1 protein-coding gene is annotated in these 1,015 nt (G+C 77.4%); it reads left to right on the top strand.

Features of this window, described 5'->3' with window-relative positions; all coding sequences use genetic code 11:
• Positions 1 to 1,015: hypothetical protein (locus tag AB0H87_RS42045; RefSeq protein WP_360159517.1), on the top strand; the 1,015-nt coding region annotated here is incomplete at both ends.

Here is a 1,015-nt window from a genome sequence, read left to right as displayed (position 1 = left end):
CCGGGACCTGACCGAACCGCAGCGCGCGGCGTTCCGCGCCCTCGGCGCGTACCCCGGTCGCGGCCTGGCCGCGGGCGCCGCCGCCGCGCTCACGGGCGACGCGTCCATCGTGGAGGGTCTGGTGGACGCCCGGCTGGTGGAGGCGGCGGGTGCCGGGCGCTACACCCTGCACGACCTGATGCGGCTCTTCGCCCGCGAGCGGCTGGCCGAGACGCCCGAGGCCGCCGCGCCGGCGCTGCGTCGCCTGGTCGACTGGTACGTGGCGATGCTCGCCGGTGCGGACCTGCCGGCCGCCGAGGCGGAAGCCGAGAACGTCGCGCTCACCGTGCGGCACCTCGTCGACCACGGCGCACCCGGCGAGGCCGCCCGGCTCGCGTCGGCCGCCGACGAGAGCCTGCTGCACCGGGTCGAGCAGACCCACTTCCGCACGATCAGCCAGGACCGCCTGCGGGCCGAGGAGGCGGTCGGCGATCCGGTCGCGATCGCCAAGGCGCGCACCCGGCTCGGGCAGGTGGAGACGGCGTTCGGCTACGTGACGACCGGCCTCGGGCTGCTCACCGCCGCGCTGGCGGAGTGGTCGGCGATCGGCGACGCCGACTGGATCGCGTTCACCCGCCAGGGGCTCGGCACCGCGCTGCGGGACGCGGGGCGGCACGGCGCGGCGGTCACCGCGCTCACCGCCGCCCGGGAGCACTACCGCGCGACCGGCGACCAGCGGCGCGAGGTGCAGGTGCTCGGCGACCTCGGTTCACTGCTGCTCAGCCGGCACGACGCCACGGCGGCGGCGACCCTGCTGGAGCGGGCCCGCGACCTGTCCGCCACCGCACCGCTCCAGGTGCACGAACGGGGCTGGGTGCTGCTGATGCTGGGCGCCGCGTACGCACTGGTCGGCCGCGCGGCCGAGGCGACGCCGCTGGTGGAGCAGGCCCGCGCCGATTCCCAACCACTGCTCCGACCAGCACCCCTGGTTCCAGGCCGCGCTGGCCGGGGGCCCGGACGCACCGGAGCGCGAGCT

The organism is Asanoa sp. NPDC050611 (assembly GCF_040654855.1).
Classification (GTDB): Bacteria; Actinomycetota; Actinomycetes; order Mycobacteriales; family Micromonosporaceae; genus Asanoa.
This window is presented reverse-complemented; position numbering and strand designations above follow the sequence as displayed.